Origin of the sequence: Aestuariirhabdus sp. LZHN29 (assembly GCF_049985285.1) — a bacterium.
In the GTDB taxonomy this organism is placed as follows: Bacteria; Pseudomonadota; Gammaproteobacteria; order Pseudomonadales; family Aestuariirhabdaceae; genus Aestuariirhabdus.
Window position 1 is genome coordinate 188,682 of the sequence record NZ_JBNIEU010000003.1, and the last position, 26,907, is coordinate 215,588.

The window sequence follows — 26,907 nt, forward strand, 5'->3', positions numbered from 1 at the left end:
CCTGTTTAACTTTAGGAAATACTGATTCATGGTAACTATTCGTTTGTCGCGTGGCGGCTCCAAAAAGCGCCCGTTCTACCACTTGACCGTGGCCGATTCTCGTAACGCTCGCGATGGTCGTTTTATCGAGCGTGTTGGCTTCTTTAATCCTGTTGCTCGTGGCCAGGAAGAGCGTCTGCGTGTTGATCAAGAGCGTTTTGACTTCTGGGTTTCCCAGGGTGCGACTCCTTCCGAGCGCGTAGCCAAGCTGTTGAAAGACGCTGTTGCTGCCTAACGTGTTGCTAAAACGGGTCTAAATTGTGGCGTCCGTCCAGAAGAAAGAGCAGGTCGTTCTCGGGCGCATAACCACGGTTTACGGGGTTAAGGGTTGGGTTAAGGTGCACTCCTATACCGAGCCAATGGATAATATCCTTAACTATCCCCAGTGGACTCTCAGGCAGCAGGGCCGCTTGCAGACGGTCGAAATTGATCAGGCCCGCCAGCATGGCAAGGGGTTGGTCGTACGCCTCAAGGGGTGTGATGATCGGGAGGTCGCGCGAGCCTATACGGCGAGCGAGATATTGGTCGAACGATCGCAGCTACCGGAACTGGACAGTGGTGAATACTACTGGAATCAGTTGCAGGGGCTGAAGGTTATAGTCGACAGTGAGACCGAAGACGGTAGAGTCGAAGTGTTGCTGTTGGGGAAAGTTGCTCAGCTGATGGAAACCGGCGCCAACGATGTACTGGTGGTGCGGGCTAGCAAAGAGAGTATCGATGAGCGGGAACGCTTGGTGCCCTATTTGCCGGATCAGGTGATCAAAGAAGTAAATCTCGATGAGGGATTTGTCCGGGTCGATTGGGATCCGGAGTTTTAGTTGTGTGGTTTGGAGTTGTTTCACTCTTCCCGGAGATGTTCAAAGCCGTAACGGAGCAGGGCATAACAGGGCGAGCAGTGAAGCAGGGCTTGATCGAGGTGGATCTCTGGAACCCCAGGGATTTTACTCAGGATAAGCACCAAACGGTGGATGATCGCCCTTATGGCGGTGGTCCCGGCATGTTGATGAAAGTTCAACCTCTGCGTGACGCTATCCATGCGGCCAAAGCGGCTGCAGGAACTGAGGCCAAGGTAATCTATCTTTCGCCGCAGGGTCGAAAACTCGACCAGGCAGGTGTGATGGAACTGTCCAGCTACAAACGGCTGGTATTGGTCGCAGGGCGATATGAAGGCATTGATGAGCGGGTTGTCGAAACCGAGATCGATGAGGAGTGGTCCATAGGTGACTTTGTCCTCAGCGGTGGAGAATTGGCAGCCATGACCTTAATCGATGCGGTCTCACGCTTTGTTCCGGGAACCCTCGGTCATGAGGACTCTGCCCAGGAAGATTCGTTTTCAACGGGTCTGCTCGACTGCCCACACTATACTCGTCCCCCTGAGATTGCAGGAAAAAAGGTTCCTGATGTGTTGCTTAGTGGCAATCATCAGATGATCCGGCAGTGGCGATTAACGCAATCGCTGAAACGTACCTGGTTACGGCGCCCGGATCTGCTGCAAGAGCTGGATTTGAATCCAGAGCAGCAAAAGTTGTTGGATGAGGTTATTCGCGATCATCACGGTAAAGAGGCCTAGCCCTTGCTAGCGTGCATTGATCAGGGTGGATTTAATTGCTTTTTAAAGTGGAGTAGACCATGAGCAAGAACAAGATCATCGCTGCGATTGAAGCGGAGCAGATGTCAAAAGAGATCCCTGTATTTGGCCCCGGTGATACCGTTGTCGTACAGGTTAAGGTAAAAGAGGGTACTCGCGAGCGTCTGCAGGCGTTTGAAGGCTTTGTTCTTGGCAAGCGTAACCGCGGCCTGAACTCTGCGTTTACCGTTCGTAAAATATCCAACGGCGTCGGCGTTGAGCGTACTTTCCAGACCTACAGCCCGCTGGTAGATAGCATCACTGTCAAGCGTCGTGGTGACGTTCGTCAGGCCAAGCTTTACTACATGCGTGACCGTACTGGTAAGAAGGCTCGGATCAAGGAAAAGTTGGGTTAACCCATCGCTTCCCGTGATGTGCAAAAAAGGCAGCCTATTGGCTGCCTTTTTTTGTTATGAGGGAGTAAGTTGGAATGAAAACTGCTATCGATTAGGGTTTGCGTTGGGTGAGAGTCTTGATATGGATAGAGGCAGTAATGGATAAAATGGAGAGGTTAGTGCTGATCTTGACTGAGAACCGATGTCGTCAGGCGCTGATGGTGTTGCTTGCACTGGTGGCTGCAGCTTATGGTGCAGCCGATATTGTCGATACCGATGCATGGATGCATCTATCACTCGGGCGTTATCTGCTCGACAATGGAATCCCCGCCGTTGAGCCCTTTGTGTTTACAGCTCCCGAGGAGTCCTTTTTCTATAGTTCATGGCTTTTCGGCGTCTCTACTTACTGGGTTTATCTAGTGGCGGGTATGGCTGGGTTGGTTATTGCCAAGGCAGTGTTGTCAGGCGGGCTGTATGCACTTCTGTACCGCTATGCTCTGGCCCGATCCGGGGGGGCGTGGCTAGCTTTTGTCGTGTTGATGTTATCTTTAGTATGGGTGGCTCCCCGCTTTGTGCTACGCCCTGATTTACTGTTTTTTTTCTTTCTTCTGAGTTCATTGCTGTGTGTCGAACTCTCCCGCGACCGACCCTGGTGGCTACTGGGTTTGCCGCCAATTTTTATCTTGTGGGCCAATACTCACTCGAGTGTCATATTGGGCGTGGTTCCGGTTGGATACGCGGTTCTTTATCACTTTTTTACCAAGCCGCAACAGTCCTGGAGCTTAAAGCGTTGGGGGAGGCATGAACTGCTGCTGGCTTTGGTGCTGCTCGTGACCCTTGGTGCCCCGCTGCTCAATCCCAATGGTGCAGAGCAGTTCCTTTATGGTGCTAACGTGGTGACGTTGGAGTTTTTCAAAGAGGAGATCGGAGAACTGCGGCCACCGACGTGGGAGCGGGAGGCTAGTGTCATCCTTTACGCTTTGGGGGTGTTGTGTCTTCAGCTGGGAATCGTACTGATCGGCTTGCTAAAAAAACGCTTGTCGCCTGCCCGGTTAGCCGATGCGTTGGTGGTGATGCTTTTAGTGGCCCTTTTTTTTTACAGTCGCCGTTTTCAGTATCCTCTGCTGCTGGTATCTCTTCCGATACTGGTGGCGCAACTCTCCTCGATGCAGAGGTTCTCACAGAAATTTACAATTCCGGCCGCAGTGGGTTGGGCTATAGCGGGTATTGCCCTGGCCATCGCAGTAGCGGGGGTGCCGAGCACCCGGCTGGATCAAAGTCTGGAACATACACCGGAGAATGCACTTCAGTGGATGCAGGAGCGTGGTATTAAGGGGGATCTCTTCAACACGTTCAGGTACGGTGGTTATATCGTTTGGCGAGATTACCCCCAGCGCAGGGTGTTTATCGATCCTCGGGGAAAAATACCTGTTCAGTTGATGGAGTCCAATCGCGCTGCCCATACCGATTTTTCCGTGCTAACGCAATTATCTGATCGTTTCGACTTCAACTACGCGCTATTGAGTCGCGCCACTATGGGATTTGATTATCTTGACCCCGAAGTGAATGGGTTTCCCAATAAGGATTGGGCGCTTGTCTACTGGGATGATCAGTCCGTGGTGCTGGCCCGGAGAGGGCGAATGCAAGCATCGCTTGCGCGCTATGAATACGAGCTGTTTTCGCCTGCCTTGTTACAGCACTTGACGACGCGGTACTTTCGGGGCGAGAAGGGCAGGCGGCTTCTGGATGAGGTTATGAGAAATGCCCGTCAGTCCAACAATGTCGATGCGCAGGTCGCCCAGGCTGTATACTTGATTAGCGTTCAGCGTTTTCAGGAAGCGCAGTCGCTGCTGTTTCCTTTATTGTCTAATGCAAATGGCCGAGCCAGAGTCGTGGCGTCCTATATGATGGCGTCAATTTATCGACTACAGGGTGAGTTCGGGGCTGCGCAAACCCTGTATTTGTCGACGTTAGATAGTGTTGCTCACCTTAAGGGGGCGCTTCTGGAGCTGGCAGGCATCAGCGTCGCCCAAGGTAATTACAGGCAAGCGCATCTTTACGTCGACCAACTGCTTGAGAAATACCCGGATAACATCAAGGCGATAGAGACTAAACTGTCGATTTTCAGGGCGAGCGGTGCCGCAGGTAAAGATCCGGAGTATGGACGCTGGGCGCAACAGTTTCAGAAAATGCAGCAGATCGCCAGTATTCTGGATCTTGGTGCAATGGCCTATACACGCGGTGATCTCGACGCTGCTCGAAAGTCGTTTCATGAGGTATTAGTGCTTCAGCCCGATAATGCCCAGGCGAACTTTAATCTGGCGTTAGTGGATGTTCAGGATCAGCGCTTAGGTAGTGCAGCGAGACATTTTTTGAAAGCCGCTCGTAAGGACGATACGCTGGCTTACGGTTATTATCGGGCTGGCGTGATAATGATGGACGAAGGTAATGACGCAGAGGCGATTGGTTTTTTGCAGGAGTACCTTCGTAATGTTGACCAAGGACGTTACGCCCGCGATGCGAGGCGACGTATTCGGCAATTTGATTTAGCCAATGGAGAGATAAAGTAGATGGCGAGCGAACCCTATTCTAGGCAGGCGGACGAACTAGAGCTATCCATTGTCATGCCCTGCCTCAATGAAGCTGAAACACTGGCCATCTGCATCGATAAAGCTAAAGGGTTTCTGCAGCGTTACGGTGTTGATGGTGAGGTAGTTATCGCCGATAACGGCAGTACAGATGGCTCCCAGCAGATAGCGACAGAGCATGGTGCTCGCGTGGTTAATGTGGAAACCAAGGGGTATGGTGCGGCGCTGATGGGCGGAATTCAATCCGCTGAGGGTCGGTTTGTGATCATGGCGGATGCCGATGACAGCTATGATTTTTCTGCTCTGGACCTGTTTGTCGATAAGCTACGCGACGGTTTTGATCTTGTGATGGGAAACCGGTTTCTTGGCGGTATTAAACCGGGCGCCATGCCACCGCTTCATCGCTATTTGGGGAACCCGGTTCTGACCGGTATCGGTAAACTGTTTTTTGGCAGTAAAGCGAGTGATTTCCATTGTGGGTTGCGTGGATTCCGTCGTGAAGCGATTCTTGCGCTTGGGCTTGAAACCAGTGGTATGGAGTTCGCTAGCGAGATGGTGGTTAAGGCGACACTGCATGGTCTAAATGTGGTGGAGGTTCCCACCACGCTTTCTCCCGACGGTCGCAGCCGCGCCCCCCATCTGCGCAGCTGGCGCGACGGCTGGCGCCACCTACGCTTCCTGATGATCTACAGTCCGCGCTGGACCTTTCTCTATCCGGGTATGCTATTGGCTCTGGTGGGGATACTGCTGATGTTATGGTTGATCCCTCAGCCCCGTCAGCTGCTGGGGTTGACGCTGGATATTCACTCACTCCTTTACGCATCGGCCGCTACGCTGCTGGGGTTGCAAGCGGTGAGTTTTGCACTTTTTTCCAAGGTGTTTGCGGTAGGGGCAGGACTGTTGCCGCCCGATGATCGGGTGGTTAATTTTATGCGCCGCTTCACACTCGAAAAAGGTCTGGTGTTGGGACTGTTGCTTTTGCTGGGGGGCATTATCGGTTCCCTGTCGGCGGTGTGGGTCTGGGGGGGGGAGGATCTTAATCCTGCACAGATGATGCGACTTACCATTCCTTCACTAACCGCTTTAGCAGTGGGAGCTCAGTTGATACTTACCAGTTTCTTTCTTGGTATTTTAGGGTTGGCGCACAAATGAGCTGGTTGGAATCGATCCATAAGAAACTAATCTTTGGTGGCCGTGTTGCAGCGTTGGTAGAGGGACTTTCGCCTTTGCTTCCTGAGAATGCTTCAGTGCTGGATGTGGGGTGTGGCGATGGTTTATTGGCCAGGCAGTTGATGGACAAGCGTGGTGATTTGTCCCTGCAAGGCATTGATGTTCTGCTGCGAAAGCAAACCCATATCCCCGTAACCCTCTATGACGGAGATCGCTTTCCCCTTGATGATAACTCGGTCGATGTCGTGATGTTTGTGGATGTTTTACATCATACCGATAACCCACAGGCTCTACTTGCCGAAGCTAACCGGGTAGCTCGAAAAGGGGTTGTGATTAAAGATCATCTTGTTAGTGGGGCTTTTGCGTGGCAGTTGTTATGGTTAATGGATTGGGTCGGTAACTCGCACCAGGGAGTCGCGCTACCCTGTAATTACTGGGAGCCGTCACGTTGGCGACAAGCGTTCGATCAGCTAGACCTGGAAGCGGTTGGCTGGAATACGAGGCTCGGGTTGTATCGCTGGCCGTTAAATTGGATCTTTGAACGCAACTTGCATTTCGTTTGCAGGTTGGAGGCCGATCTCTCCCCTAAGGTAGCCAAAGTCTAGTATGGCGCTACCTCGTTTTGCCCGGTACCTAATTGTAGGTAGTGTCGTTGGTATTAGTGCTGTCCTGTTTCGGGAGCTGCTGGCGCTGCTAATGCCCGCGCAACACACGGGCTATTATCTGTTTACCGTGGTTGTAACCTATGCGGTGGCGATTGTGGCAAGCTACCTGTTGCAGCGTTTGTTTACCTTTAACTATGAGGTGATCGATAGCCATCGGCGAGTATTTGTCAGTTATATAGTGGTGGCACTGATTGGTGGCAGTGTTACTTCGATGCTCTCTGTTGGTGTACGAGCACTACTGCTTGATGTTGGACCTCTGGCCCATTTCGCCGATACGTTGGCCTTTATCGTAGGGGCGCTGGGTGCCTCAGTGGTAACCTACCTACTTAACCTGTTATGGGTATTCCGTCGCACTCATTAGGCACTTTAATGCTGCACTCGATACAATAAAAACTGTCGTTGCAGATGACGTGGTAGGGATATACGTTCAATCCCTTTGGGTGGGCGGTTACGCACGAGTCTGCCCAGCAGCGTCGAGGGAGAGCGAATGATTCGGTCATACCGCCATAGCGCTGAGCGTGGCAATAGAATGTAGCGAACTCGGTGTTTTTTTAGCTCAACATAGCTTTCAGGTGATAAGGCTGAGTTGGCGAGCAGGGACCGGCTGAGGCGAATCCCTCTGGTATCAATATGGTAGGGTGCGGCCAACACCTGATAATTACTCTTGTACGCCAATTCCGGTCCGCTGAAGGTATCGCTCAGAATGGTATCGCTGCCTGGATTCGGGGTGCGCGGTAGATATTGTAGTAGTTCGCTGTAGTGGTAAGGCAGGGGGTTACGATAACTCGCACCGGGGAAGTAATGCCCTGCTATATTCCAGCCGACTACCCAGTGACTGCACAGTACGAGTCCCGCTAGCAGGAGGTAGAAACTGCCAGCCCTGCGTTGCTGGCGTCGTAGCAAATTAATGCACTTGTGCCCAAGAGTCGATAACAGCTCAACCCAGGCGGGCAAGTAGGCAAGTACCATAAAGGGCACGCCACGAGAAGAGTGCAGGCAGTATGCGCTAGTAACACCCATCCAACATAGGTAATAAATCCAGCGTGCACCGGTTTGCTTCCGGGAATAGGCGCGTATGAGTTGGTAAATAACGAAGGGGCCGGTAAACAGGAGCGGCCCAGTTTCAAGGATAAAATTAAACCAGGTAGCAGGAGTGTTGGGGAGAAACGAGGACTCCGCGTAGATGCTGGCAATAAGGCTCTTCACCTCAGCCGACTGTTGGGCACCGTAGGGTGAAATAAGGTAAGGAAACAGTCCGATTAGCATCGCCGATAGTAACGTTGCGGCTAGAATTCCGGCGCCAAAGCGCTTCAACAGACTATTGAGCCGCTTCTGAACGGACTCCGGCGAAAGCAGTAAAATAGTCAACAGGGATGCCAGGGATATTACCAGGTGAAGCAGGGATAGGCGGTCGTAGTCAATCAATACCCACTGTGATGGAGGGCGCTCAATGATCAGTGCCAGCGTGACACCTATCGCCAGGCCAGTCGCAAACCGGCGCAGACCTGCAACCGTAGGGCTGTGTTGGAAAACCCATAGGCCCCCCAGCGTCACCATCGAGGCGAGAACCAAAACAAGCCCTTCAACACTGACCCATAGTTGGATCGCCGATAGTATGCCGGCAACAAATAGAAGCCGAGGGTTACTTTGGACTGCCAGTGAGCGAGCCATCGTGGCCATTACTGCGGCCATTAGCATCAGTTGCGTCGCGTGATGGTCTGGAAATCCGGCAACGAAATTGAGCGCGGTGCCTCGTTGTAAACAAAATAAAACGATCAGTAATAACGAGCCCCACTTACCTAGTAGTGGCCTGAATCCCCAGCATAAAATGGCAGCGGAAAGCAGTTGCAAAGCAGGTGCTAGAAAAATGCCCCAGCCGTGCAGGGCTTGATCAAACGGCCATAACGCGGTGCCGATCCAGGCTCCGGAAATTAACAGCAGGTCCTGTGCGCGAGACCAGTGTAGCTCGGTGCCCACTGGTGGGTTAAATCGGTCGATTGTAGAATCGAACCACGCGCCGGTTTGATGGAGTTCCAGAACCCTGAGTAGATGGGTGTAGCTATCAGGGTCCCATAACAGATCCCAGTTTTCAGTGTCATTGACTGGAGAAACCCCCAGATAAAGGTAGAGCGCCTGAAACAGCGTGGCAATGCCAACTGCCGTCAATGTCAGGTGGAGGGGGCGTCCGGATTGCACAGTTCTAATGTCCAGGGTCATCAATGGGCGTCAGTCTACATTATCCACTAAATGTAGCTGTGATGCTTAGGGAACTCTGCAGTCAACGCCTGAGTGATGTCATCGGGCTCTGGAACGACCACCACGTCTGAGCATGATGAATAAGCATATTATGGCTTATGGCCCAGTGATAGGATCCGGTATAATTGCCGGCAATTCGTTGTGTATTGAATCAGGAGCAGTAGAGTTCATGGCGCAGTTTCAAGGTATAGAAAAAGAGATGGCCGAGTTGATGGTCGAGGTACTCAACCTGGAGGATATCCAGCTTGATGAAATTGATCCTGAGGAGCCGTTGTTTGGTGATGAGGGGCTCGCACTCGATTCCATCGATGCGTTGGAGATCGCGCTGGCGGTATCACAAAATTATGGTATTCAGTTAAAGTCTGATGATCCTGATAATTCGCGTATCTTCGCCAGTCTGCGCACTCTGTGCGCCCATATTGAGCTGCACCGCGCCTGATGTGGAGCGGCTCGGGGAGCTTAGAGCGACGTTGCCCGGCGCACCTTGGCGACGCATCCGTTTGTGGGTACTAACGGGGTTGATGTGAGGCGCTTGTTTGCAGCGTTCGAGGCCACGGACGCAGTACTGCTTACAGGGGCCGGGCTGGGTTCCAGGGTTAGTAGTGCAGCCTTAGTCGCCCAGGCTCAACGGTTTTCCCATAGGCTTCCCGCCACCCACGGGGTCGTTAATCTCTGTCGTCATCATCACAGCTTTTTGGTGACATGGATGGCTGCTATGTTGCGTGGCCAGCAGATGATCTTGCCCTGCGATGAAAGCCCCGAGGTATTGGAAGCGTTGGTGCAGCCCGGTCGTACGCTGTGCCTGGTAAGTGACGGCGCCGATCTTGCGGTGTCCGGTAATCTGCCTCACCTGGTTTTTGACAGCGATGAGCTGGGTGTAGGGGAAGATGTTGTCGGTGCGCCGTTGGTGTTGGATGAGGGCTACTGGACGCGGCCCGATGCCGTGGTGTTGTTTACCTCCGGCTCCACGGGTGCCCCCAGGCCGCAGCCCAAATCACTGCAGCAGCTTTTTTTGCGGGCACAACAAACCGCTACAGCGGTGTTGAATGCCGATCTGGAGCGGGTTGTTGCGACAGTGCCGCTGCAGCATATGTACGGCCTGGAAAATGGCCTGTTACTGCCGCTGGTCGCGGGTTTATGCGCGGTCGATTACCGCCCGTTTTATCCGGCTGATATCGCAGCGGTCGTGACCTCCCGTACCTTGCTGGTGAGTACGCCGGATCATCTGCGCTATTGTGTGCAGAGCAACCAGGAATTTGTCGCGGGCCGCGTATTGAGCGCTACGGCGCCGCTCTCCCAAGAGTTGGCGGCTGCCCTGGAGGCGAGTTGCTCGTGCTCGCTGATAGAGATCTACGGCAGCACTGAAAATGGTGTCATGGCGACTCGTAAAACCGCATCTGAAGCAGCCTGGACGCTGTTGCAAGGGCTCGGCTTGCAGCGCGAGGGAGAGCGGTGCTGGTTAGTCGGTGGAGGGCAGAAGCAGCTTTTATCCGACCGTATAGAGTGCCTCAATGATGGCCGTTTTTTGCTGCAGGGGCGCGATCAGGATCTGGTCAAAATATCGGGTAAGCGCCACTCCTTTTCCGCGCTCACCCGGCTTGTTCAGTCCATAGAGGGGGTAGAGGATGCGGTTGTGTTTACAGAAAATGACGACTACTCCCGTTTGTGCGCACTGGTGGTGTCGAGTGTCAGCGTGGAGCAGGTGCGTGCCGGCTTGCGCCGCAAGGTAGATCCGGTGTTTTTGCCCAGGCCCCTGCTTCGGGTAGAGCGGTTACCTCGCAATAAAGTGGGAAAGCTCCCCCGGAGCGCGTTGTTGGCAGCCTTGGCAGACGCACGAAAGGTGCTCCGTCGCGGCCACAAGGAGGAGTGACCGGTGACGGACAACGAAACCAGTATTGAGATGAAAGTACCCTCCGACCACCCCAGTCTGCCCGGGCATTTTCCCGCGAATCCAGTGGTGCCGGGCGTGGTGATACTCTCCTGTCTACTCGAAGGATACTCCCGTGCGATCTCTGCACCGCTGCGGTTGCAGCAGCTGCCCCGGGTTAAATTCCTGCGCCCCCTGTTGGCCGAGGTGGCGTTTCAGGTCACCTACCGGGAATCCGCAGGAAAACTGAAGTTTAGGGGCACTATCGATGGCGAACCCTTCGTGGTGGGGGTAATGGGGATAAGCCGCGCCGGTGAATAAGGGGGGTACTCGTGCCGGAGGGATTCAGCCGTCGTGGCGAGTCTCTGCGGTGCTGCTCCATCCCATCGGTTTCTATCTTTACAGCCATTATGCTCCCTGGCCTTAACGGGTGGGAATAGACGTTAATGGCACTAAGGTACTTCCGCTGGTGAGGGGGGGTGATTATACTGGGCGTCCGTCCAGATACTTACGACCCTATGCAGCCAATACAGATCACCGCTTATACCGCCAGCAACAGCGCTGGAATCGGTAATCGTCGACTATTGAAGGCGCTGCAGGCCGACGCCAGTGGCTTGGCGGTCAATGATTTCAATGAGCTGCCTACCTACATCGGACGAGTTCGAGAGCTGGATAACTATTCGCTGGGGGCGCAATATCGCGACCTCGATTGTCGCAATAATCATCTGGCCGATCTGTGTCTGCGTCAGGATGGTTTCGAGGAGCAGGTATCCGAGCTACGCCAGGCGGTGGGTGCTACTCGTTTAGGACTTTTTCTCGGTACCAGCACCTCGGGAATCTATGACTTCGAGCAGGCTTATGTGAATCAGGGCAGCGGCGAAGAGGGGACCCGGGCGCCCCTGAACCCCGGAGTGCCCTATATGGGAACCGTGAGCAATTACTCGCTGGTTGATTTCGTGTCCCGTCGCCTGGCTATCACCGGCCCCCAGTTTTGTGTCTCAACCGCCTGCTCCTCCAGCGCCAAGGTGTTTGCGATGGCCCAGCGGATGCTGGAGGCGGGGTGGATCGACGGAGCTGTTGTCGGCGGAGTGGATAGCCTCTGCAACAGTACACTGTACGGGTTTAATTCTCTCTCGCTGATCTCCTCCCATCCCTGTCGTCCCGGAGGCCTGGGGCGCGATGGCATTAATATCGGCGAAGGGGGAGGGTTCATGTTACTGCAGCGCTGCGAATCACCAGAGCAGGGGCCGCTGTGCCTGTTGGGAGTTGGAGAGAGCAGTGATGCGTATCATATCTCCAGCCCTCACCCTGCCGGGGATGGGGCGGTGAGCTCTATGACCCAGGCACTGGACAGTGCCGGATTGCAGGCAACAGATATCGACTACATCAACCTTCATGGCACGGCCACGCCGGTCAATGACGCGGTAGAGGCGTTGGCGGTTAGCCGCGTCTTTGCTCCGGCCCCCCTGTGCAGCTCGACCAAGGGCTGGACCGGACACACCCTCGGCGCAGCGGGGATTACCGAGGCGGTTATCTGTGCGCTGGCGATTGAAAAAGAGCTGGTACCGGGCAGCCTGAATCGAGGCACGCTCGACCCCGAGCTGCCGATAGCGGTGGTGGATGCTACGCGCAAGGGGAATCCGCGGCGAGCGTTGAGTAACTCCTTTGGCTTCGGTGGCAATAACTGCAGTCTGATACTGGGGAGGCCCTGATGCGGCTCTACGTTGAGGGGGTGGGTTTGTGGGCGCCGGGCATGCAGGGCTGGGAACAGGGTTCCGAACGTTTGTGCTCGCTGCCGGGTAGCCTGCTGCAGCCGGTCGAGGCTCCGCGTCCGGAACTACTCTCCTCGCGGGAGCAGCGGCGCAGCGGCAATACCGTTCGCCTCGCGCTGGAGGTCGCGTTGCAGGCGGTGACCGGCGCAGGACTCGGGTCGGCATCAATGGCGTCCGTATTTGCTACCGCTCACGGCGACAGCGATATTCTCAACTACATGTGCCAAACCCTGGCCCGCGCTCCCGAGGCGGTGTCGCCAACCCGCTTTCATAACTCGGTGCACAACGCCGCCGGTGGCTACTGGAGCATCGGCAGGGGGTGTCGTAAACCGTTGAACTGCCTCTCATCAGGGCGCTTTACCGTTGCCAGCGGACTGCTCGACGCTGCCATGCAGCTCTCTGCTGGCGAGCCCAGGGTATTATTGTGCGCCTACGACGTACCAGCCCCTGAACCGCTTCATAGTGGGATGCCGATCGAATATTTTTTTGGCGCCGGGCTGGTGCTCTGTGGGCAGGCCACAGCTGCATCCAAAGCTCGAATTGACCTCAGTACCGTCGCGGCAGATAGCGCATCCCCGATCGCCGACGCACCGCTGCAGCAGTTGCGCGAAGATAATCCTGCCGCTGAGCTATTACCGTTATTGATCGCCCTGGCCCAGGGCAAGGCGGAGGACGTTGTTCTCGCGCTGAACCCGGAGCTGGGCCTAAAGCTTGAGGTGGCACCATGCCCTTGAATGCGTCGGTGCCGATCGAAGCGAGTGAGCTATCACGGCTACTCCCCCATGGGGGAGCAATGTGCCTGTTGCATTCGGTCGATGACTGGGACACTGGGCAGATTCAGTGCACCGCGCGATCCCACCGGGCAGGGGACAATCCTTTGCGCCACGCCGGGCGCCTGGATGGGCATGTGGCCATTGAATACGCCGGACAAGCGATGGCTATTCACGGCTCACTGTTGCAGCGGGATAGACTCAATAGCGAAGGTGGGGCCTTTGTTCCGTCCGCAGGGTATCTGGCAGGGGTTAACCAGTGCGAGGTTTATTGTGAGGATCTTTCAAGGGTAGGGGAGGATCTGGAGATCTGCTGCCGCCAGCTGTTGTCCGACACCAACGGTCACCTGTACGGCTTTGAGGTTAAGGCCGCGGGTCGATTATTGGCCAGCGGACGTGCTACTGTAATTCTGAACCCCGCTCAACGGCACGATCAAGGAATGGCTTTCCAGGGTGAATAGCGTCGATCCACAATCAGGCAGGCAGCTGCGCTCTCAGGCGGATGAGATCGCGGTGGTGATTCCTGCATACAACGAAGCGCGCACCATCGCCTCTATCGTGACCAAGGCAGGGGGCTATGCAGGGCTGGTGATCGTGGTTGACGATGGCAGTACCGACAACACGACCGAGTTGGCGCGTGAGGCTGGTGCCAAGGTGCTATTGCACGACCATCGACAGGGTAAGGCGGCCGCGTTAAGGAGCGGATTTGGCTACGCCCTGGGCCTGGGTGCCGCCGGTGTGATCACCCTCGATGGCGACGGCCAACATAACCCCGACGAAATTCCCCGTTTACTGCGATTGTCACGTTACTATCCCGGCAAGCTGCTGGTTGGCGCTCGTCTGCAAAGTAACGAGCTGGCGCCCCGGGCACGACGCCGCGCCAATCGCATTGCGGATTTCTGGATCTCCTGGGCCGCCGGTGCCCCGTTGCTTGATACGCAATGTGGGTTACGCCTCTACCCGCGCTCCTTGCTGGAACATTTCCATCATGGGCATGGGCTGGGGGGAGGGTTTGTGTTTGAGAGCGCTATCCTGATCGAGTCGGTGCGGGCGGGGTTCGATGTGATCGCTTTACCGATTCGCAGTCACTATGCGATCGACGCCCGTCCCAGCCATTTCCGGCCAATACTGGATATCGCTCTGATTACCTTTATGGTCTCGATGAAGCTGTTGGGCCGAGGGTTTGCGCCACTGGGGTTATGGCGCAGCCTGAGTCGGGTGGCGATTGTGGGCTCAACCCTTGAGTGATTGCTGGACGTAGTAGCGGGCGCGCTCTACCTTATCGATGCAGTTAGGGTACTTCTCGAACTGCTGCTGCACCTTGGCAGCGGTTAACAAGCCCGCCGCCTTTCCCCAGGCTACCGTGCCGTCAAAGCCCTTACTCTGGGCGAAATCCAGCTCCGCATAGGCGGTATCCAGGCCGCTCGCGCATTGACTCGACAGTTGCTGGTTGCCATGGCCTGCACAACCGCTGAGGATCAGGGCAGATAGGGCAGTGATCAGGGCGAAGTAACGTGATGACATAATAATAAACCTCGTGGATGACCGGTTAGCGGGTACCCTTTATACGGGGCGGGCGCAAAGATCCGGGTGCAAGTAGTGGTGCTGGCGGTGTACTCTAAAGCAGCATTTGGCGATTCGAAAGTGAAATTTTCCCAGCATGACAACCGCATCACAGCTATCCGACGGCACCCGTACCTGGATTGATCTCTATCTCGATAGCGCCTGGATGGAGCGAGGCCTCAGCGAGAACTCCCTCTCCTCCTATCGGCGGGATCTGCACGGGTTTGCACTTTGGTGCGCCCGTCAGGGAGAGAGTGATCTGCTCAAGGTTCAACGTGGGCAGCTGTTGGAATACCTCGGCTACCGTCTCTCGCAAGGGTACAAGGCGCGCTCGACCGCGCGCTTGCTCTCCTGTCTGCGTGGCTTTTATCAGTACCTGTTGCGGGAAAAGCACCTGAGCCTCGATCCAACCCTCAATATTGAGTTGCCGAAGCTGGGACGACCGTTGCCAAAAACCCTGACCGAAGAGGATGTAGACGCGTTGCTGGAAGCGCCCGATACGTCCACCGTGCTGGGGCTGAGGGATCGCGCGATGCTGGAGCTGATCTATGCCTGCGGTTTGCGGGTTTCCGAGCTGGTGGGGTTGGAGCTGTCGATGCTCAACCTGCGTGCCGGGGTCGTGCGCATTCTGGGCAAGGGGGGAAAGGAGCGCCTGATACCGATGGGGGAGGAGGCGTTGGAGTGGCTCAGCACCTATCTCAAGGAGGGGCGCCCACAATTGATTGGCGATGGTCAGGGACCCGTATTGTTCCCGAGCTTGCGGGGCAGTTTTATGACCCGCCAGACCTTCTGGCATCGCCTCAAACGCTATGCGATCGACAGTGGCATCACCAAGCCCCTCTCGCCCCATACCCTGCGTCATGCCTTTGCCACTCATCTGCTCAATCACGGCGCCGACCTGCGGGTGGTGCAGTTGTTGCTTGGGCACAGCGATCTTTCGACTACCCAAATCTACACTCATGTCGCCCAGCACCGCCTGCAACAGCTCCATGCCAGCCATCACCCCAGGGGATAGCGGCGGCATCGTTTTTCTGGGTAAAAAAATCGAATCTGTTAGAATAGTTTCCCCTGATCTGCGGTCTAATGCTCTGAGGCTGTGTAAGATCGGCACCTACATCGCAGCGATTACCGACATAGAGGTCCTAAATGAACAAAACAATTTCACTGCTGGGCGGGCTGTTTTTCTGTCTGTTCAGCGTCCAGGGGTTTGCCGATGCGGCGGCCGATGCCAAGGCAGAAGCGGCGATTCGCGCACAAATGCAGCAACTGGATCACAGCATCCAGATAAGCGATGTGACCCCCACGCCTCTCGCAGGAATTTACCTGGTGACCATCGGCAAGTCGGACCTGCTGTATGTTAGCGCCGACGGCAACTATGTGCTTCAGGGTGATCTGCTGAGTGTGGGTGGCAATCAGGTGGTGAATCTGACCGACGCCGTGCGGAGCCAGATTAACGCGGAGCTGCTGGATGGATTTGCCCGTGACAAGCAGATCGTGTTCGCGGCGGAAGGTGAGCAAAAAGCCTCAATTACTGTGTTCACCGATGTCGACTGCACCTACTGTCGCAAGCTGCACTCCGAGGTGCCCCAGCTGAATGCCATGGGAATAGAAGTGCGCTATATGGCGTTCCCCCGTGGCGGTAAAAACAGTCCGGCCTATGCCGTCATGCAAAGCGTTTGGTGCGCCGATGACCCTCTTCAGGCAATGACCGACGCCAAGAGCGGTAAGGATGTGGCGGATAAGAGCTGCGACAATCCGGTACAGGAGGAGTATGAGCTGGGTATTCAGCTCGGCATTCGGGGTACGCCGGCGCTGTTTCTCGATGATGGCACCATGATTCCCGGCTATCGTCCTGCCGAGGCCCTGGCCCAGGACCTGGGTATTCTCTAGCACGACCAGGAGAGCCAGCGTTCAGCCTGGCTCTCTGTCCCCCGCCGACACGCCAAACTCTCCCGTATCAATCCAGTGCTCGACGTTGCGTCGTGCCAGTCCCATCAGGGTGCCCTGGGGGTTGGCGGTGGGCATCGAGGGTAGCAGGCTGGCGTCACTGAGATAGAGTCCGGGGTGACCCGTTACCCGGCCGAAGGAGTCGCACCCACAGCGACGGTGGTTTTCACCGCCAGGACAGCTGGAGGAGAAATGCAGCGCGGTTAGCTGGGGTCGACATTGGATGAGCGGGGGCATCTGCTCCAGTTCCTCTGTATCCGATAGCTTCAGGGGGACTTCAAACCCGGGGAAGAGCGCCTGAGCGCCAGCGGCAAACAGCAGTCTACCCAGTTGGGTGAACCCGCGCTGCAGTAAACGCCAATCTTGCGGGCTAAGGGAATATCGTACGAGGGGAGCGTCACTGCCCGGGGTGTTGCGTATCTGCCCGTCGCTTGGGCTGTGCAGCATAAGGGAGTAGATCGCCAGATTGCTCGCCTGCTCTGTGACCAGGCGAGGGCCCTCCGGGTAGGGTTCGAGCAGCTGCGCAAGTTGTTGTGGTGATGCGATGGCGCAGCCGAAACTGTAGTCGGGGCAGAACTCCTTCACCTGGTGATCACCCATTCCGCTGCTGCTATCGGTCACCGCCTCGTTGAATAGCGCCGCCACCTTGAGGATCGGTTGCATGCGCAGTTGGTTGCCGATGTTGCGTCGCAAGCCGCTGCGCCGCAGTAGGGCGGGTGTCTGCAACGATCCGCATGCGATTACCAGCCTGGGGCTCGAAAGCGTAAACGCCTCATCCCGGGTACTCAGCCTGATACTCCAGCGCCCCTCAGCGTAGCTCATTTTTTCTGCCCTGCAGTCGCTTAACAGGGCGCCCCCGGACGTTGTGAAACGGGGTATCAGGGTGCTGCGCATGGTGCGATAGTGTTTGCGTTGGCTGTCCTGCCACTTATCTCCCTGGGGCAGTGTCAGGCGGGATACCCGCTGCCACTCCCAGCCCAGAGACTCGGCCCCTTGCTGCAAGCGCAGTGATGCGGGGGCGACCGCGATAGGGGGGGCGCTGACGCCAAGCTCCTGCTCGTTTTTCTCTAACCAGGGGGTCAGGCCTTCGCGGCCGAGGATGAGCCCGTACTGCTGCTGCCAATGGGCCAAGAGCGAGGAGGTCGGGCGCAGGTAAAGGGCGCTGTTGATTTCGCTGCCGCCTCCCAGTGTGCGGCCCTCGGCCAATGCAATAGGGGGAGACCCGATGCTCAGGTTGATCCCCTTATGGCGCAGGTGTGGGGACATTTCGGCGAAACTGAACAGCTCACCACGAACCGCCTCAGTCGCACCCTCTTCGATTAGGAGTACCCGATAGCCCGCTTCGGCCAGGCGAGTGGCCGACAGGCAGCCCCCGGGGCCGCTGCCCACCACAATCGCGTCGAAAATTGTGCTTTGCGCCCCATTCACCGACAGGGATGGCCAGCGCTTGTCGGTCTCACAGCTATTGTCGGGGCTGTAATCATGCAGTAAGCACAGGCGCTTCAGGTAGCGGAGCCCCCCCCGCAGGGGCATTACACCCTGCTCCAGCTGGTGGTTGAGTAACCTTTGCAGCTGCGTATCCCCAAGACGTAGGATCGACCGCTGGTGCCTGCCCAGAACCAGTAGGGGGAGTAGTTGCAAGCCTGTTTGAATCGACAGTCGCAGCGTCCAGGGGAGGTTGCCTATCTGTGTATCGGCAAAGGCTACCAGCGACGTTATCTCCTCCTCACTCGGTGTTACCCAGGGGGCGACCAGAGCCGGGCAGAGGGTGCGCAGAAGTGTTTTTTGCTCCATGGAGGGTCGCGTTGCCAGCAAAAGGGTGGTGGTCAGTATATCCCGACTGGCCGGCTGGGATAAGCGTGTTGAAACCTGCGCCCAGGATTGTTTTGCCTGGACTCACGATTTCCTATCATCATCGCGCCCTATTCCCTGTTAATGGTCTCTTAATGCGGTTGTCGGGGGTCGCTGAGACGTTGAATCTCTGTATAATATTCGCCTCATTTATGGCCTTGGGCCAAGACCGTTAGCTGAATCGGGGAAACTGGTTTGAAACCTATCAAAGTGGGTATCTGTGGATTGGGCACCGTTGGTGGTGGCACCTTCAATGTTTTAACCCGCAACGCCGAAGAGATTCGTCGTCGCCTGGGTCGTGAAATTCGGGTGGAGATGATCGGCGCTCGCCGACCTAACCCCGACTGTGATACGGCCAGTGTCCGCACCAGTGCCGACATCTTCGATGTGGCGCGGGATCCCGATGTGGATGTGGTCGTTGAATTGATCGGTGGTTACGATACTGCCCGCGAACTGGTGTTAACCGCGATCAAAAACGGCAAGCATGTGGTCACCGCCAACAAGGCGCTCATTGCTGAGCACGGTAATGAAATTTTCGACGCCGCGGCAGCCAAAGGTGTCAGCGTGGCCTACGAAGCGGGTGTGGCTGGGGGAATCCCGGTGATCAAGGCTGTCCGCGAAGGCTTGTCCGCGAATAAAATCAGTACCATCGCGGGTATTATCAACGGTACCGGCAACTTTATTCTTAGCGAGATGCGCGACAAGGGACGCGATTTCGCCGATGTGCTCGCCGAGGCGCAGGCGCTCGGTTATGCCGAAGCCGACCCCACCTTTGATGTGGAGGGGATCGATGCGGCGCACAAGCTGACGATTCTGGCTGCGATCGCCTTCGGTATTCCCCTGCAGTTTGAGAAGGCCTATACCGAGGGCATTAGCAAGGTAAGCCCTGAAGATGTCAGGTACGCCGAAGCGTTGGGGTATCGGATCAAACACCTGGGCATCGCGCGTCGTCGCGCAGAGGGCATCGAGCTTCGAGTGCATCCAACCCTGATTCCCAGTAGCCGCTTGATCGCCAATGTGGACGGGGTGATGAACGCCGTTATGGTTGACGGGGACGCTGTGGGCCCCACCATGTATTACGGTGCGGGTGCCGGTGCCGAACCTACTGCCTCAGCGGTGGTGGCCGACATTGTCGATGTGGCTCGTAGCTTCGAACACCCTGAATGTGCCGTCACCGGGTTGGGTTTCGGCAGCAATGAGTTGCAGGACCTACCAATATTACCGGTGGATCAGATCGAAAGCGCCTACTACTTGCGCCTTGATGCCAGCGATAAGCCCGGCGTTATGACCACCATAACCGGTGTGCTTAGCCAAGCGGGTATCAACATCGAGGCAATTCTGCAAAAAGAGGTGAGGGCCGATGAGCAGCTGGCCCATATTATTATGCTGACCCATAGCGTGCAGGAGTCCCAGATGAACAGTGCGATCACCGACCTGGAAGCACTGGATGTCGTTAGCGGACAGGTCACCCGCATCCGCATGGATCACCTGGACTAACCCCATACTCTCGCTGGTAGCCCGCATTTACAAGTGGGCGCCAGCCTCCATAGAACGAGCGAACATATCGTGAAATACATCAGCACTCGGGGTCAGTCCCCCGCCCTCAATTTTGAAGACGTATTGCTAACTGGCCTGGCACCCGATGGTGGCCTTTATGTTCCCGAATGCCTGCCTCGCTACACTCCTGAGCAGATCGCCAGTTGGGCGGGTCTCTCCTACGCTGAACTCGCCAAGAAGATCATCGCACCCTTCGTTGCAGAGAGTATTCCGGCGGATGATCTTAGCCGAATTATCGATGAGACTTACGCCGAGTTTAGCCACAGCGCCGTCGCACCCCTGAACCAGATCGCCAGCAACGAGTGGGTTATGGAGCTGTTTCATGGCCCCACCCTGGCGTTTAAGGATTTTGCCTTGCAGCTACTGGGACGCCTGCTTGACTATATTCTAGAGCGTCGCAACGAGCGCGCCGTGATTGTGGGGGCCACCTCTGGAGATACTGGCTCGGCGGCGATCGAAGGCTGTAAACGCTGCGACAACGTCGATATCTTTATTATGCATCCTCACAACCGGGTTTCCGAGGTGCAGCGCAAGCAGATGACCACCATCGCCGGTGACAACATCCATAACCTGGCCATCGAGGGCAACTTTGATGATTGTCAGGCGATGGTGAAGGAGAGTTTTGCCGACCAGTCTTTCCTTGAGGGGAAAGCGCGACTGGTTGCGGTCAACTCCATCAACTGGGCACGGATCATGGCTCAGGTGGTTTACTACTTTGCTGCGGGTATCACCCTGGGCGCACCCCACCGTAGCGTCGCTTTTTCTGTACCGACCGGAAATTTCGGAGATATATTCGCAGGTTACATCGCTCGTAATATGGGGTTACCGATCAGCCAGTTGATCGTGGCCACCAATAGCAACGACATCCTGCACCGGTTTATCAGCAAGAATCACTACGATAAATCTACCCTGGAACACACCCTGTCGCCGAGTATGGATATCATGGTGTCGAGTAATTTCGAGCGCTTGCTGTTCGATCTGTACGGCCGCAACGGTGCCGCGATAGCCGAGCTGATGGATAACTTCAAAACGACGGGTGAGTTGTCGATTGAGGAGCATCGCTGGAACTTTGCCCGCGAACTGTTCGATAGCGCCCGGGTCGACGATGAGCAAACCTGCGAAACCATCAAGCAGGTGTTTGCCCAGAGCGAGTATCTTCTCGATCCCCATACCGCAATCGGCGTGCGGGCCGCGCGCCAGTGTCGCCGCGATCCATCAGTGCCGATGGTGACTCTGGCCACCGCCCATCCGGTTAAATTCCCGGAGCCTGTGGTCAAGGCGGGTTTGCAAGCCCCCGAGCTGCCTTATCACCTGCGTGACCTGTATGAGCGTGAAGAACGTATGAGTGTGCTGAAGAAAGATATCGCTGCGCTGCACGAGTTTATACGTGAGCACAGCCGCGCGCTCTAAAACCGTCCCGCGAGCAAGCAGCAACAAAGCCAGCGTAAATGCTGGCTTTTTTGTGAGGCTTCATAAGGTTTGTCTTCGGAGTACGCATGTGGTGCTGTTTGGCGTTGTTGAGGCCGGGAGGCAGGCTGTTATTGAGTCTGGCCACCCTTGCTCGCCGGCATGGGTTTGGCGATCGGTTGCATCGGTTTATGAGCCGGCACCTGAACCGGCTTTTGAGCTGACCTGTATTTTTCAGTGCCGCAAATTCAGCTTCAATGGCAGCGCTTTGCAGTTGAACCCGCTACACTGCGCCTCTATTTGGAACCACCCTTTAAGCCAACAAGAGCAGCCCCATGGCCCTCAAACCCACCATCTATAAAGTCGATCTTTCCCTCAGCGATATGGATCGGCATCGCTATCAGCAGCAACGATTAACCTTGGCACTGCATCCGTCGGAGACCGAGGAGCGTTTATTGGTGCGCTTGCTGGCCTTCGCTGATCGTTACGGGGAGGGGATCGAGTTTACCCGAGGGATCTCTCAAACGGATGAACCGGATGTTTGGCAGCACTCGCTGGATGGCGTCTTGCAGCAGTGGATCGAGGTGGGGCAGCCGGATGGAGACCGTGTGATCAGCGCCGCTCGTAAGGCGAAGCGGGTGGTTGTCTATGCTTATGGTTCCTCCTGCCGGGTGTGGCAGCAGAAACAGGCTGCCAAGCTGGGGTCGCTGCGCAATCTGGAGTTGTGTGTGGTTCCTTACGAGCCCTTGCAGGCTCTCCTAAAGGGGTTGTCGCGAAATTGCGAGTGCTCGGTAATGATCAGTGATGGTGAATGGATGGTGACCCTGGGGGATGCCAGTGAACAGCTGTCCCCTGAGTGGTTGCAACGCAGTGAGGGGTAGGTAGCAATGGCAGTAGATATTCAGCGCAGGGCGTTGCCCGGGGAGGTCGACCTTTCCGGTTTTTCACCTCTGCTGCAGCGGCTCTACGGCGCGCGCGGTGTCGATAGCGTTGATCAGTTGCAGCGAACCCTGCAACAGTTGCAGGGTTTTGAGGGGCTGAAGGGGATTGATGTCGCCGCTCAGGTGCTGGCCGACGTAGTGCAAGCTGGCGAATCCGTGCTGGTGGTGGGGGATTTCGATGCAGACGGAGCGACCAGTACTGCGCTGGCGGTGTTGGCGCTGCGCGGACTGGGGGCCCAAGCGGTGGACTATCTGGTACCCAATCGTTTTGAGTATGGCTACGGCCTTAGTCCCGAGCTTGTGGTCGAAGCGCAGAAGCTAAATCCTAGTCTGATCCTCACCGTCGACAACGGCATCTCCAGTGTTGAGGGGGTCGCCGAAGCCAATCGGCGGGGTATTCGCGTGGTGGTGACCGACCACCATTTGGCGGGCGATCAGCTGCCGGCCGCCGCTGCTATCGTTAACCCCAATCAGCCAGGGTGCGAGTCGATCACCAAGAACAGCGCCGGAGTCGGGGTGGTGTTTTACGTGCTCTGCGCGCTGCGTGCCGAGCTCGCCCGTCGGGGTTGGTTTGATGGACAGCGCTTGCAGCCGAATTTGGCGGAGTACCTCGATATTGTGGCGCTGGGCACCGTTGCCGATGTGGTAGCCCTGGACCACAATAACCGTATTCTTGTGCACCAGGGGGTTCAGCGGATCCGTGCGGGTGTTTGCCGTCCCGGTATTCGTGCCCTGCTGGAGATTGCGCGGCGTGAGTTATCCAATGTCTGTGCCAGTGATCTGGGGTTTGCGGCGGCACCGCGTTTAAACGCCGCCGGGCGCCTGGATGATATGTCCCTGGGCATCGAGTGTTTGCTGTGTGATGATCCGCTGCAGGCCCAACAGCTGGCCCAACAGCTCGACGCCCTGAATCGGGAGCGGCGCGATATCGAAGCGGGGATGCAGGAGCAGGCGCTGCAGATTCTCTCCGCCACCGAACTCGATGCCAGCGGTGCTCTGCCCAATGCCCTGTGCCTGTTTGATCCCGAGTGGCATCAAGGCGTGATCGGCATTCTGGCCTCCCGTATCAAGGAGCGGGTGCACCGCCCGGTAGTCGCGTTTGCTGATGGTGGTGATGGATTTCTCAAAGGCTCGGCCCGCTCGATCGCGGGCTTCCATATGCGCGATGCGTTGGAGCGGGTCGCCACCCTCAATCCAGGTATGATTCCAAAATTCGGTGGCCACGCCATGGCGGCGGGACTGACTCTTCCTGCTGAACATTACGATGGGTTTGTAGCTTCATTTCAGGCGCTGGCCAACGACTGGCTGGGCGCCGAGCAGTTGCAAGCGCGTTTGCTCAGTGACGGTGAGCTGGGTTCCGCTGAGTTCAGTCTCGAGGTGGCCACGGAGCTGCGCGATGCAGGTCCTTGGGGGCAGGGTTTTCCCGAACCCCGTTTTGATGGTGAGTTTGAGATCCTGGGTCAGAAGCTGGTGGCCGACAAGCACCTGAAATTGGTATTAGCCTTGCCCGATAGCGGTGTCTGTGTCGATGCCATTGCGTTTAACGTTGATCTTGAGTGTTGGCCCGATCCACAGGTAACGCGGGTGCAACTGCTCTTTAAATTGGATATTAACCATTTCCGGGGCCGCCAGAGCGTGCAGTTGATGGTGGAGCATCTGGCGCCCGCCGGTTAAGTACTGCAACTACCACGCACATAGGTACAAAACACAGTGAAAGCGCCGAACTGATCGGTTAAAATGGCGCGCTTTTTGACGACAGAATTCAGCTAAGGGATATCCATGCTCGAAGTAAACCCGATTGTACAGGCTATTAAGGATCTGCAGGCGCGCACCGACGTGCTTAGGGGGTATCTTTGACTACGCTGCCAGAAAGGAGCGTCTGGTAGAGGTAGACCGGGAGCTGGAACAGCCTTCGGTTTGGGATGACCCCGACACGGCGCAGGCGCTGGGGCGCGAACGAGCGGCGCTGGAAGCGGTGGTTGCTACCATCGACAACCTCGATGAGGGGCTGGTTGACGCCCGCGATCTGCTGGACATGGCGGTGGAGGAGGATGACGCCGACACCGTTGCCGACGTTGAAAACGATCTGGGCGATTTAACCAAGCAACTTGAACTGATGGAGTTTCGGCGGATGTTCTCCGGCGAGATGGACCCCAACAACGCGTTTCTCGATATCCAGTCCGGTTCCGGTGGCACCGAAGCCCAGGACTGGGCCAATATCTTGCTGCGTATGTACCTGCGTTGGGGGGAGAGCAAGGGCTTTAAGGTTGAGCTGATCGAAGTCTCCGCTGGCGATGTGGCGGGTATCAAGAGTGCGACCGTGCAGTTTAGCGGTGAATACGCCTTTGGTTGGTTGCGCACGGAAATCGGCGTGCACCGACTGGTGCGTAAGTCCCCCTTCGATTCGGGCAACCGTCGTCACACCTCCTTCGCGGCGGTGTTTGTCTCCCCGGAGATCGACGACAACATCGAAATTGAAATTAATCCATCGGATCTGCGTATCGACACTTACCGCTCCAGCGGTGCCGGTGGCCAGCACGTTAACACGACCGATTCCGCAATCCGTATTACCCACGAACCCTCCGGCATCGTGGTGCAGTGCCAGAATCAGCGTTCCCAGCACCAGAACAAGGATAAGGCGATGCAGCAGCTCAAAGCCAAGCTGTACGAAATGGAGATGCAAAAGCGTAACACCGAAGCCCAGGCGTTGGAGGAGACCAAGTCCGACATCGGTTGGGGCAGCCAGATTCGCTCCTACGTGCTGGATGATCAGCGCATCAAGGACCTGCGTACCGGCGTCCAAACCAGTAATTGCGGCGCGGTGCTGGATGGCGATATTGATGAATTTATCGAAGCCAGCCTGAAAATGGGACTCTAGCTTACAGCCTCCCCAACCCAGCGCTAACTCAATAACGAATAACGTGGCCGGGCCGTTTGTCCGGTAGTTTGTTTAACAGGAAAATGACCATGACCGATGATACTCAAACCGCTCAATCCCAGGCTCTCGAGGAGAACAAGCTGATCGCGCTGCGGCGTGAAAAGCTGGCGGATATTCGTCAGAAACGGGTGGCTTTTCCCAATAATTTTCGCCGCGATGCGCTGGCGGCTGATCTCCAGCAAACTTACCTCGAACAGACTAAAGAGGCGTTGGCCGACGCGGGCATTCGAGTCAAGGTTGCGGGCCGAATCATGCTCAATCGTGGCGCGTTTATGGAGCTTCAGGATGTTTCGGGGCGCATCCAGGTGTACGTTAACCGTAAGGTGCTCGATAAGGAGTTGCTGGCTGAGATCAAGCATTGGGACCTGGGAGATATTATTGGCGCCGAAGGTACCCTGGCTCGCTCCGGTAAGGGTGACCTGTACGTGGATATGGACTCTGTGCAACTGCTCACCAAATCCCTGCGTCCCCTGCCCGATAAGTTCAAAGGGCTTGAGGATACCGAAATGCGTTACCGTCAGCGCTACGTCGACCTGATCATGAATGACGAGTCACGGGCTACCTTTGTGGTGCGCTCCAAGGTGGTGGAAGCGATTCGAACCTTTATGGCCGACAAGCAGTTTATGGAGGTCGAGACACCCATGCTGCAGGTGATCCCCGGTGGCGCGGCGGCCCGTCCCTTCGTGACCCACCACAACGCGCTGGATCTGGATATGTACCTGCGTATCGCGCCGGAGCTTTATCTCAAGCGCCTGGTGGTCGGCGGGTTTGAGCGGGTGTTCGAGATTAACCGTAACTTCCGTAACGAAGGGCTTTCCACCCGCCACAACCCTGAGTTCACTATGATCGAGTTCTATCAGGCCTATGCCGATTATCGCGACCTGATGGATATGACCGAAGAGATGCTGCGCTACGTAGCACAGCGGGTACTGGGTAAAGCCGAGCTCCCCTGCACCATCAAGGATAATGAAGGTAATGTGGTTGAAGAGCGGGTGTACGACTTTGGCAAGCCGTTCGAGCGCCTGAGCATGGTCGATGCAATTCTCCGCTACAACCCCGAACTCAAACGCGAGCAACTGCTCGACTACGATGCTGCCAAACAGGTGGCCGAGGCGCTGCACATCAAGGTGAAGCCGATCTGGGGGTTGGGCAAGCTACAGACCGAGATCTTCGAGGAGACGGCCGAAGAGAAGCTGATTCAGCCGACCTTTATCACCGAGTATCCGGCCGAAGTATCGCCCCTGGCCCGCCGTAACGACGACAACCCAGAGATCACCGACCGCTTTGAGTTTTTCGTCGGTGGTCGCGAAATAGCAAACGGTTTCTCCGAGTTGAACGATGCCGAGGATCAGGCCGAACGTTTCCGCCGTCAGGTAGAGGAGATGGAAGCGGGTGATGATGAAGCGATGCACTACGACGACGACTACGTGCGTGCCCTCGAGTACGGTTTGCCACCAACGGCCGGTGAGGGTATCGGTATCGACCGTTTGGTGATGCTGTTTACCGACTCGGCCTCTATTCGCGATGTGCTGCTATTCCCCCACATGCGTCCTCAGGCATAATAGAAATCCTACGAATACCGCCGTGCCAGGGAGGGTGCGGTCGCGCATAGAT

Annotated in this window: 26 protein-coding genes; 23 read left to right on the forward strand and 3 right to left on the reverse strand. The window is 56.3% G+C overall.

All coding sequences use genetic code 11. From position 1 onward, the window contains the following. Positions 1-28 precede the first annotated feature (28 nt). From rpsP to ACP3PW_RS13305, 8 genes are all read left to right on the forward strand, one after another. Positions 29-274, forward strand: coding sequence for a 30S ribosomal protein S16 (rpsP, locus tag ACP3PW_RS13270; RefSeq protein ID WP_426417207.1), 246 nt, complete (start codon positions 29-31; stop codon positions 272-274). Between the two features lie 25 nt (positions 275-299). Continuing rightward, positions 300-857: a ribosome maturation factor RimM gene (rimM, locus tag ACP3PW_RS13275; protein WP_426417208.1), complete on the forward strand. Its 558-nt coding sequence runs from the start codon at positions 300-302 to the stop codon at positions 855-857. Between the two features lie 2 nt (positions 858-859). Next, positions 860-1,609: a tRNA (guanosine(37)-N1)-methyltransferase TrmD gene (gene trmD / locus ACP3PW_RS13280; protein ID WP_426417209.1), complete on the forward strand. Its 750-nt coding sequence runs from the start codon at positions 860-862 to the stop codon at positions 1,607-1,609. Between the two features lie 59 nt (positions 1,610-1,668). Then, complete coding sequence (gene rplS / locus ACP3PW_RS13285) at positions 1,669-2,022, forward strand: 50S ribosomal protein L19 (RefSeq protein WP_426417210.1); 354 nt, start codon at positions 1,669-1,671, stop codon at positions 2,020-2,022. Positions 2,023-2,180: 158 nt separating this feature from the next. Further along, on the forward strand, positions 2,181-4,571 hold the full coding sequence (locus tag ACP3PW_RS13290) for a tetratricopeptide repeat protein (RefSeq protein WP_426417211.1): 2,391 nt from the start codon (positions 2,181-2,183) through the stop codon (positions 4,569-4,571). After that, complete coding sequence (locus tag ACP3PW_RS13295; protein ID WP_426417212.1) at positions 4,572-5,741, forward strand: glycosyltransferase family 2 protein; 1,170 nt, start codon at positions 4,572-4,574, stop codon at positions 5,739-5,741. It abuts the gene before it with no gap. Further along, entirely contained in the window at positions 5,738-6,364 is a 627-nt protein-coding gene (locus tag ACP3PW_RS13300) for a class I SAM-dependent methyltransferase (protein ID WP_426417213.1), read from the forward strand. Before ACP3PW_RS13295 ends, ACP3PW_RS13300 begins: the two co-directional genes overlap by 4 nt. 1 nt (position 6,365) lies before the next feature. Further along, positions 6,366-6,785, forward strand: a complete 420-nt coding sequence (locus ACP3PW_RS13305) for a GtrA family protein (RefSeq protein ID WP_426417214.1) — start codon at positions 6,366-6,368, stop codon at positions 6,783-6,785. Between the two features lie 5 nt (positions 6,786-6,790). Here the strand turns inward: ACP3PW_RS13305 and ACP3PW_RS13310 are convergent, their stop codons facing one another. Beyond that, positions 6,791-8,641, reverse strand: coding sequence for a hypothetical protein (locus ACP3PW_RS13310; RefSeq protein WP_426417215.1), 1,851 nt, complete (start codon positions 8,639-8,641; stop codon positions 6,791-6,793). 208 nt (positions 8,642-8,849) lie between these two features. On the opposite strand from ACP3PW_RS13310, the gene ACP3PW_RS13315 reads away from it, so the two are divergent. The 7 genes from ACP3PW_RS13315 (at position 8,850) to ACP3PW_RS13345 (ending at position 14,337) form a co-directional block, all read left to right on the forward strand. Then, positions 8,850-9,119, forward strand: coding sequence for a phosphopantetheine-binding protein (locus ACP3PW_RS13315; protein WP_426417216.1), 270 nt, complete (start codon positions 8,850-8,852; stop codon positions 9,117-9,119). A 267-nt stretch (positions 9,120-9,386) separates the two neighbouring features. After that, positions 9,387-10,550 carry an AMP-binding protein gene (locus ACP3PW_RS13320; protein WP_426417217.1) on the forward strand — a complete coding sequence of 388 codons (1,164 nt, stop codon included), beginning with the start codon at positions 9,387-9,389 and terminating at the stop codon, positions 10,548-10,550. A 3-nt stretch (positions 10,551-10,553) separates the two neighbouring features. Beyond that, positions 10,554-10,868, forward strand: coding sequence for a hypothetical protein (locus ACP3PW_RS13325; protein WP_426417218.1), 315 nt, complete (start codon positions 10,554-10,556; stop codon positions 10,866-10,868). A 197-nt stretch (positions 10,869-11,065) separates the two neighbouring features. After that, on the forward strand, positions 11,066-12,259 hold the full coding sequence (locus ACP3PW_RS13330) for a beta-ketoacyl-[acyl-carrier-protein] synthase family protein (RefSeq protein WP_426417219.1): 1,194 nt from the start codon (positions 11,066-11,068) through the stop codon (positions 12,257-12,259). Further along, complete coding sequence (locus ACP3PW_RS13335; protein WP_426417220.1) at positions 12,259-13,053, forward strand: beta-ketoacyl synthase chain length factor; 795 nt, start codon at positions 12,259-12,261, stop codon at positions 13,051-13,053. The genes ACP3PW_RS13330 and ACP3PW_RS13335 overlap by 1 nt, the downstream gene beginning before the upstream one ends. Continuing rightward, on the forward strand, positions 13,044-13,550 hold the full coding sequence (locus ACP3PW_RS13340; RefSeq protein ID WP_426417221.1) for a hypothetical protein: 507 nt from the start codon (positions 13,044-13,046) through the stop codon (positions 13,548-13,550). The genes ACP3PW_RS13335 and ACP3PW_RS13340 overlap by 10 nt, the downstream gene beginning before the upstream one ends. Next, positions 13,543-14,337, forward strand: coding sequence for a glycosyltransferase family 2 protein (locus ACP3PW_RS13345; protein WP_426417222.1), 795 nt, complete (start codon positions 13,543-13,545; stop codon positions 14,335-14,337). The genes ACP3PW_RS13340 and ACP3PW_RS13345 overlap by 8 nt, the downstream gene beginning before the upstream one ends. Here ACP3PW_RS13345 and ACP3PW_RS13350 read toward each other — a convergent pair. Next, positions 14,323-14,613, reverse strand: a complete 291-nt coding sequence (locus ACP3PW_RS13350; protein ID WP_426417223.1) for a hypothetical protein — start codon at positions 14,611-14,613, stop codon at positions 14,323-14,325. The genes ACP3PW_RS13345 and ACP3PW_RS13350 overlap by 15 nt on opposite strands. A gap of 136 nt (positions 14,614-14,749) precedes the next feature. Here ACP3PW_RS13350 and xerD point away from each other — a divergent pair, with 136 nt between their 5' ends. Beyond that, the gene (xerD, locus tag ACP3PW_RS13355) at positions 14,750-15,667 is read left to right on the forward strand and encodes a site-specific tyrosine recombinase XerD (protein WP_426417224.1); all 918 of its coding nucleotides are present in this window, start codon (positions 14,750-14,752) and stop codon (positions 15,665-15,667) included. Positions 15,668-15,798: 131 nt separating this feature from the next. Next, positions 15,799-16,542 carry a thioredoxin fold domain-containing protein gene (locus ACP3PW_RS13360; protein ID WP_426417225.1) on the forward strand — a complete coding sequence of 248 codons (744 nt, stop codon included), beginning with the start codon at positions 15,799-15,801 and terminating at the stop codon, positions 16,540-16,542. Between the two features lie 21 nt (positions 16,543-16,563). Here ACP3PW_RS13360 and ACP3PW_RS13365 read toward each other — a convergent pair whose 3' ends face one another. Further along, positions 16,564-18,393, reverse strand: a complete 1,830-nt coding sequence (locus ACP3PW_RS13365) for a GMC family oxidoreductase N-terminal domain-containing protein (protein WP_426417226.1) — start codon at positions 18,391-18,393, stop codon at positions 16,564-16,566. A 252-nt stretch (positions 18,394-18,645) separates the two neighbouring features. Here ACP3PW_RS13365 and ACP3PW_RS13370 point away from each other — a divergent pair, with 252 nt between their 5' ends. The 6 genes from ACP3PW_RS13370 (at position 18,646) to lysS (ending at position 26,855) form a co-directional block, all read left to right on the forward strand. After that, positions 18,646-19,947 (forward strand): homoserine dehydrogenase, encoded by a 1,302-nt coding sequence (locus tag ACP3PW_RS13370; protein WP_426417227.1) that lies wholly within the window; start codon positions 18,646-18,648, stop codon positions 19,945-19,947. A 69-nt stretch (positions 19,948-20,016) separates the two neighbouring features. Beyond that, entirely contained in the window at positions 20,017-21,417 is a 1,401-nt protein-coding gene (gene thrC, locus ACP3PW_RS13375) for a threonine synthase (protein ID WP_426417228.1), read from the forward strand. Positions 21,418-21,749: 332 nt separating this feature from the next. Continuing rightward, complete coding sequence (locus ACP3PW_RS13380; protein ID WP_426417229.1) at positions 21,750-22,295, forward strand: YaeQ family protein; 546 nt, start codon at positions 21,750-21,752, stop codon at positions 22,293-22,295. Positions 22,296-22,301: 6 nt separating this feature from the next. Beyond that, the gene (gene recJ, locus ACP3PW_RS13385; protein WP_426417230.1) at positions 22,302-24,029 is read left to right on the forward strand and encodes a single-stranded-DNA-specific exonuclease RecJ; all 1,728 of its coding nucleotides are present in this window, start codon (positions 22,302-22,304) and stop codon (positions 24,027-24,029) included. A 105-nt stretch (positions 24,030-24,134) separates the two neighbouring features. After that, a protein-coding gene (gene prfB, locus ACP3PW_RS13390; protein WP_426417231.1) for a peptide chain release factor 2 occupies positions 24,135-25,233 on the forward strand; the annotation gives its coding sequence in 2 pieces (ribosomal slippage) (positions 24,135-24,209 and positions 24,211-25,233; 1,098 coding nt in all). A gap of 89 nt (positions 25,234-25,322) precedes the next feature. Continuing rightward, positions 25,323-26,855 carry a lysine--tRNA ligase gene (gene lysS, locus ACP3PW_RS13395; protein ID WP_426417232.1) on the forward strand — a complete coding sequence of 511 codons (1,533 nt, stop codon included), beginning with the start codon at positions 25,323-25,325 and terminating at the stop codon, positions 26,853-26,855. Positions 26,856-26,907: the final 52 nt, after the last annotated feature.